The sequence below is a fragment of the Bellilinea sp. genome, assembly GCF_053501535.1.
On the sequence record NZ_JBRCOK010000058.1, the window covers coordinates 1 to 7,735 of the forward strand.

The window sequence follows — 7,735 nt, forward strand, 5'->3', positions numbered from 1 at the left end:
GGGTATATAGCGCCATGTCCACTGCCTGCAAGTCAAAATTGCCGTTGGCCGCCAGTTCGCGCATCCGCTTTGGCCAGCCTTCGTTGTTCACCTCCGGCGGGAAGGGGGTGATGAAGCGTACCTGCGTACGGCCGGCCTGCACACTTTCCACTGTTGCCGGTTCGTAGGTGCCGCCGGAGTAAATTCCCCAATGCTTGTGATAGGAACCATCCGCAAAGAAGGTTGAGCTGACAAAACCGGGTTTGTCCGAAACGGTCAACACCGCCGCACCGGCGCCATCACCGTAAAAGAAGGACATGACATCATTCTGCCAGTCGCACAGCTTGTGCATCATATAAGCCCCCACCACCAGCACATATTTCATCTGATGAGAGGTGGAAAGCAAACCTGCCGCAATGTTCAAACCGGTAGGAAACGATGCGCAGGCACAACCAATGTCAAATGTGCCGGCGTTGACGGCACCCAGTTTATGCTGCACAACCACGGAGGTCGCCGGGGTAATGTAATCCGGGCTGTCCGTGCCGAGGATGATCATATCCAGATCATCTGCCTGAATACCCGCATCTTTGAGCGCTTCCTTCGCCGCTTCCACCGCCAGATCCGAGGTTACCCAGTCATCCGGCGCATACCAGCGCGTTGTAATGCCGGAAGAGGCCTCAAACTTGTCAATCACTTCGCCAAAGCGCTCGCGCATTTCGCGGTTGGGGCGCTCTATCGGTGGAAGATAATGACCTGTACCGATGATGGTTGCAAATCGAGACATACTTTTTTTCCTCCTTGGAAACTCAATAGGATTTATGTGCCGATCACGATTCCGCCATCTACGCTGATGGTTGCACCATGCACAAAACTGGCCTCATCACTTGCCAGCCAAAGGTAGGCATTGGCAATATCGCGCGGGTCGCCCAACCGGCCGAGCGGGGTTTTGGCTTTCATTCCCGCCAGAATTTCCTCGGGCATCTTCTGCACCATCTCGGTGGCAATAAAACCGGGCGCAACGGCATTGACGCGGATGTTGAAGCGCCCCAGTTCACGCGCCCAAACGCGCGTCATTCCGATCACGCCCGCTTTGGTAGCCACGTAATTGGTCTGTCCGACATTGCCGTACAACCCGACTACAGAAGAAGCGTTGAGGATTACGCCGCCGCCCTGTCGAATCATAAAAGGAGTGACCGCCTGCGCGCAGTTGAACACGCCCTTCAGGTTGATGTCAATCACCTGATCAAAGGCGCTTTCTTCCATCTGCTTGACCAGTTCACCGTCTTTGACTTTGACGAACAACGCATCCCGGGTTATACCGGCATTGTTGACGAGCACATCCACCCGACTAAAGCGGCGCACCACATCCTCAACCCAATTCTGCACCTCGGCGCGGTCAGCTACGTTAACGACATAAAAGCAGGCTGGATCGCCCAGTTCCCGAACGAGCGTCTCGCCTGCCTCACGGTTGACGTCGCAGATGACCACAATCGCCCCCTCTTCCGCAAAACGTTGCGCAGTGGCTTTACCAATCCCGGCTGCACCCCCGGTGATCAAACATACCTTGTCTTTAAGACGCATCATTCCCTCGCCTCCTGAAGTATTGATCTCCTGCCGTTGACAGGGTAATATAGCCGCCCCCTACGCAATAGAATACCGGGCAGCGGTTACAAAAGGGTTACAAAAAGAAGTTCAGGTGGTCAGCCGCCGCAGTAAATCGCGCGTTTCCAGGGATGGTTCAACCCCCAGTTCATCCCAGAGAATTTTCCAGCAGCGCTGATAGGTCTGGATGACCTGCGCCTGATTACTCTTGGCCGCATAGGCTTGCATGATCAGGCGGTAAGCCGGCTCCCAGGTGGGATCCCGCAGCAGAGCAGTGTTGCAAATTCCAATCACCTCCTCCCAACGCCCCTGAATGCTGAGCAACTCTCCCAACCGCTGAACCGCGGAAAAGTAAAGCTGGCGCAGCCGTTCACGTTCCAGGCTGCTCCAATCCTCGTAACAACATTCCTGCAGGTAATCGTTCTGGTAAAGGTCAAGCGCCTGACGCAGGGCTTCTTCCTCGGTTGAATCAGGCAGAGTCAGCCGCTCAAATTCCTCCGCATCTACGATTACCTTTGCCAGGGGGTTGATGCCGTAAAGGTTATCCTGACGGCGGATGAAGAAGGGGGCCGCCTCGCGCGGACGCTGCGGTTCGATGGCGCGGTTCAGCGCGTTCAGCGCCACTTTGAAATCGCGCACTGCCGCCTCGCCATCCAGTTCCGGCCAGAGCAGGTCAACAATTTGATCGCGCAGCAGTCCGCGCCGCCGGTTGGTAATGAACAGCTGAAACAACTGGCGCGCCTTTTCGCGCTGCCATTCAGCGGAATGAACCCTTAGCTCACCCCGCCACACGCAAAAATCGCCTAGGGTGCGCACATACAGCGTACAGGCCGGGTGATACTCTCCCTCAAAGGCGGCTGCATTCAGCCATTTGGCGAGGTGCTCGCCTCCAATCCCCTGCCGACGGGCTGCCAGCAGCAACGGCAGCAAAGTTTGTTCATCCTTCCAGCCCAGAAAAGTCGGGCGGAAAAAGAGCGCTTCGGCATCCTGCCCCTGCTGGCGGTTGAGGATATGCTCCAATTCCGCCAGTGCCTGCGAATGCTCCCCGCCGTACCAGGCCATCCATGCCAGCCAAAGGCGGGCAGCCGTCCAGCCGAAGCGGTCACCGACCGACTCAAACCCCTGCGCGGCGCGCTCCAGCCATTCTCGAGCTGCCCCAAATTGCCCGGCAAGCGCAAATGAAGCGCCCATACTGGTGCGCACCAGATTGCCAATCCACTCATCGCCGGCTTTTTCGGAGATGACCAGTGCACGGCGGGCGCAATCCTCGGCTTCCAGCAAATCCCCGCCGTAGCCCAGAACACGGGTTAGCCCCCACAGCGGCTCCACCCCCACCCGTGCCACTTTGAAAGGGTGCATCAATTCAATCGCGCGGCGGTAAAGGTCTATGGCTTTCCGACGATAGGATTCACCCCACGGTTGAACGTGGGCTACCTGCAGGGCATGCCCAAGCCGAATCAATCCGACTGCTTCCACAAATTCAGATTGCAAGCGCTTGCCAATGGCAATTCCCTCACGTGCAAAACGTTCGGCTTCCTCTGCCTCGCCCAGCATGGAACAAATTAACGAAAGCAGCAGCAGGGTCTCTCGATGGAAGCGTTGGGCGCGCTGTGCCTCGCTGCGCCTTTCTTCAGCAGCCTGATTGAGCATCAACTGGCGCGCTTCGATTAATCTACCGGTGCGCAGCAAGGCGCGTCCTTCCAGATAGACATCATTTGGACTGGTTTCGGCGCGCAGCAGTTGGGCTTCACGGTGCAGCCGACGCGCTTCATCCGGTTTGCCAAGGTTGAGTTTGTTTTCGGCCAGTTGATCCAGCAAGGCGGCCACTTCATCGCGGTATTCCTGCGGCTCCAACAGGCGCAGGGCTTCTTCCAACAGGGCATCGGCTTGCAGCGGGCGAATCGTATCCAGATAAACCTGCGCCTGCCCGCGCAAAGCGCGGCTGCAACCCCAATGATCCCCCTGCTGGCGGTAGAGTTGCTCAGCAGCCCGGAAGTGGATCAGCGAAGGTTCAAAATCGGCCAGCAAACGATGAAGGTCTCCCAGCAGCAGCTGGAGCAGCGGACGATTCGCCTTCAACCCGGATGGTAAACGGCCGAGATAGTATTGCAAACTTTCCAGGCGTCCACTCCGAATCAGTCCCACGCCAATTTGTTCAATCACATCCGCCGCAAAGGCATACTCCCCCGCTTTAAGCAGATGATAAATGGCTTCTTCTGACCGCTTACGATCCAGATAGAGGTTTGCAGCCCGAAGATGCAAAGACCGCGCTTCAGCAGGCTGGTGATTCAACTGTGCCTGTAAAAATTCTTGAAAAAGGCGTTGGAAACGGTAAGTCTGCCCGCCAGCCGTTTCAATGAACAGGCCCCCTTCATATAATCGCTTCAGCAGGACGGCACTCTCTTCAATTCCCAACAGTTCATCGCATATTTCGCCTTCCAGTTGGCGCAAAATGGAGGATCGCACCAGAAATTGCTGAATCTCCTTTGGCTGGCGGGCAAGCACTTCCGGCGCCAGATAATCGAACAGGCCTTCCAGTGTTTCGGGCAGGCGTTCCAGCACCCCATCCAGAGAGGCGGAAGGCTGACGTTGCACGCTCTGCCAGATCATTTGCAGTACCAGCGCCCAGCCTTCGGTTTCTTTTGCAAGCCGTTCGGCTTGCTGCCGCGTAATTGGAAAACCGTACCCCTCCCGGAAAAGATCTTCGATTTCCTCTGAAGTGAAAGCCAGATCGCTGTGAGTCAACAGGCTCAATTCCCCCTTCACCCGCCAGCGGTTCAAATCCAGATGATCCGGCATGGTGCGCGTGGCAATCACCACCTGCAAGTTCGGCGGGCGGTATTGAATCAAATGCCGCACCAACCCGGCAATTTCCGGCACATCATGCACCCAGTGATAATCATCCATCACCAGCACGCCTTCTTCCAGCAAATGCAACGTAAGGGCATTCAACAACGGCGTTAGAGCGGAAGGCGCCACCCGGCCATTGTGTTCTTCGAGATAACGAAGCGCATCCCTGCCATACGCTTCATTTTGACTGGCAAAAGCACTGATGAGGTGAATCAAGAACAACAACGGATCACGGTCAGGTTCATTGACCGTATACCAGAAAAGGCGGCGGCCTTCTTCGCGCAAATCGAGCAGGGCAGTGGACTTTCCGTAACCCGTGCCGGCCAGCAGCAAAGTCAGTGGACGTTGCAAAGCGCGTTGCAATAACGAGCGAACGCGGGGACGGGGGAGTATGGCTTTGCGCGGCAGGGGTGGGATCAACTGGCTTTGGATGACCAGATCTCGAAATGCCATGGCACTTCCGATTGTAGTGCAATTTTCCGCTGCTGACAAATCAAATCTCATCCGTAGTATAATCGGGAGGCAATCTCAAGCCGTTTTGTGGAGTGCGCATGTCTGAACCGATCGATTTCCAAACCATCATCATGAATTTGCAGCGCTTTTGGGCCGATCAGGGCTGCCTGATCTGGCAGCCTTATTACACGCAGGTGGGTGCCGGCACCTACAACCCGGCCACTTTTCTGCGCGTGCTGGGCCCTGAACCGTGGAAAGTTGCCTATGTCGAACCCTCTGTCCGCCCCGATGATGGACGCTACGGAGAAAACCCCAACCGCTTGCAGCAACATTACCAGTTTCAGGTCATCCTCAAGCCCGACCCCGGCAACCCGCAGGAAATTTACCTTCAGTCCCTGCAGGCATTGGGAATTGACCCGCATCAACATGACATTCGCTTTGTGGAAGACAACTGGGAATCGCCTGCCCTGGGGGCGTGGGGATTGGGCTGGGAAGTGTGGCTGGACGGGCAGGAAATCACCCAATTCACCTACTTCCAGCAGGCCGGCGGGATTGTGCTGGATCCGGTTTCGGTAGAAATCACCTACGGTCTGGAACGGATTGCCATGGCGCTGCAAAAAGTGCGTAATTTCCGTGATATTCGCTGGAGCCCCGAACGCACCTACGGCGATGTGAACCTGCAAGGCGAACAGGAACACAGCAAGTATTATTTTGAGGTTGCCGATGTTGAACGGGCGCGCCAGATGATGAGCCTGTTTGAAGCCGAAGCGCTCAATGCACTCGAACACGGCCTGGTCTTGCCGGCGCATGACTATGTGCTGAAATGCTCCCACACCTTCAATATTCTGGATACGCGCGGCGCCGTCGGTGTGACCGAACGGGCTGCCATGTTTGCCCGCATGCGCGATCTTTCTGCAAAAGTAGCACACGCCTATCTTGACCAGCGCGAACGGCTGGGATACCCCATGCTGCCCGCTGAAAAAGGCACCCCCACTGCCGCAATTTCTGCACCGCGCGGCGCTGCCGCCACAGGAGAAACGCATCCCCTGAACCAGCCGGGGAATTTGTTATTTGAAATTGGCACAGAAGAACTGCCCGCCGGTGACTTGCAGGATGCCATAAACCAGTTGCAGGAACGCATCCCTCAATGGCTGGAAGAATTGCGTCTGAATTACGGGACGCTCAATGTCTTCGGTACACCGCGCCGTCTTACGGTCATTGTAAAAAATCTGGCCGACCACCAAACCGACCACGAAACGCTGGTCAAGGGGCCGCCTGCCCAGCGCGCCTTTGATACCCAGGGCAACCCCACCCCAGCAGCGATTGGATTTGCACGCAGCCGTGGGATTGAGGTTGGTCAGTTGCAGATCGCCGAAATGGACGGCGGTCAATACGCCGTTGCACGCATTTTTGAAGCCGGTAAACCGGCAGTGGAAGTCCTGGCATCCGCCCTGCCGCAGTGGATCGCTTCGCTCAATTTCACCAAATCCATGCGCTGGAACCAATCCGGTGTTGCTTTTTCGCGCCCCATCCGCTGGCTGCTGGCATTGTTCGATGGGCAGTTGATTCCTTTCCAGTACGCCGGGTTGAGCAGCGGCAATCAGACGCGTGGATTGCGCTTCCGCCAGCCCGAAATGGTGGAGATCAACGAAATTGACACCTATCTCCAGTTTTTGAGCAGTCAGGGCATTCTACTCGATCCCGCCGAACGGCGCGCCAGCATCCGCCGCCAAACCGAACAGTTGATTGCAGAATGCGGCGGCGACCCTGCCCTTCTGGATGAAAACTTGCTGGATGAAGTAACCGGTCTGGTTGAAGCACCCACCGCCCTGCGCGGCTCGTTCGATGAGGCGCACCTCAGCTTGCCGGCGGAAGTGTTGATCTCGGTCATGAAAAAGTACCAGCGCTATTTTCCGGTTTATACAAATGACGGCAGTTTGCTGCCTTACTTCATCGTCATTCGCAACGGCGACGAGCGGTTCAAAGAAGTGGTCGTTGACGGCAATGAACAGGTCATCCGCGCCCGTTTTGCCGACGCGGCCTTTTTTATCAACGAAGACCTGAAACAACCGCTGGAAGCCTTCCTGCCGCGCCTGAATACGCTCACTTTTCAGGTCAAACTGGGTTCGATGCTGGATAAAACTCACCGCATCGAACGCCTGGTGGAAAAATTGATTCCCATGGTTGGGTTGGATGAGGAACAGGCTGCCGTTGCCCGGCGCACTGCTCACCTGTGCAAAGCCGATTTGGTCACCAACATGGTCATCGAAATGACCAGCCTGCAAGGGCTGATGGGCCGTTATTACGCACAGCACAGCGGCGAATCACCGGCGGTTGCTCAGGCCATCTTTGAATCCTATCTACCGCGCTATGCCGGGGATGATTTCCCGCAATCTGCAGCGGGCTTGCTGGTTGGCATGGCGGACCGACTGGATACGCTGGCAGGGTTGTTTGCCGCCGGGCTGGCACCTTCCGGCACCAAAGACCCGTTCGCCCAGCGGCGGGCTGCGCTGGGGCTGGTGCAAAATCTGATTCACTGGAATCTGGATTTTGACCTGCAGACCGGACTGCAGGCCGCTGCTGAGGGGCTGCCCATCCCTGCCAGTGCTGAAAGCCTGCAAACCTGTCTGGAGTTCATCATCGGCCGCCTGCAAAGCAACCTGCTTGAAGAAGGCTATCGCTATGATGTGGTTTCTGCCGTGCTGGCAGAGCAGGGTCAAAATCCGGCAGCTGCCTTCCGTGCTGTGCAGCACTTGCAGCAATGGGCTCAGCGCGAAGATTGGAACCAGATATTACCGGCATACGCCCGCTGCGTGCGCATCACCCGAGATCAGAAGGAAACCTTCACCAT

At 56.6% G+C, this 7,735-nt stretch carries 4 protein-coding genes; 1 reads left to right on the forward strand and 3 read right to left on the reverse strand.

What is annotated here, in order from left to right:
* The 3 genes from ACWIZX_RS06400 to ACWIZX_RS06410 form a co-directional block, all read right to left on the reverse strand.
* A partial coding sequence (locus tag ACWIZX_RS06400; RefSeq protein WP_448335186.1) for a 3-oxoacyl-ACP synthase III family protein occupies positions 1 to 763 on the reverse strand: 763 nt, incomplete at its 3' end.
* A 32-nt stretch (positions 764 to 795) separates the two neighbouring features.
* Positions 796 to 1,563, reverse strand: a complete 768-nt coding sequence (locus tag ACWIZX_RS06405) for a beta-ketoacyl-ACP reductase (RefSeq protein WP_448335187.1) — start codon at positions 1,561 to 1,563, stop codon at positions 796 to 798.
* 108 nt (positions 1,564 to 1,671) lie between these two features.
* Positions 1,672 to 4,884 carry a BTAD domain-containing putative transcriptional regulator gene (locus tag ACWIZX_RS06410; protein ID WP_448335188.1) on the reverse strand — a complete coding sequence of 1,071 codons (3,213 nt, stop codon included), beginning with the start codon at positions 4,882 to 4,884 and terminating at the stop codon, positions 1,672 to 1,674.
* A gap of 98 nt (positions 4,885 to 4,982) precedes the next feature.
* Here ACWIZX_RS06410 and glyS point away from each other — a divergent pair.
* Positions 4,983 to 7,735 (forward strand): glycine--tRNA ligase subunit beta (gene glyS / locus ACWIZX_RS06415; protein WP_448335189.1); only part of this gene is annotated, 2,753 nt, incomplete at its 3' end.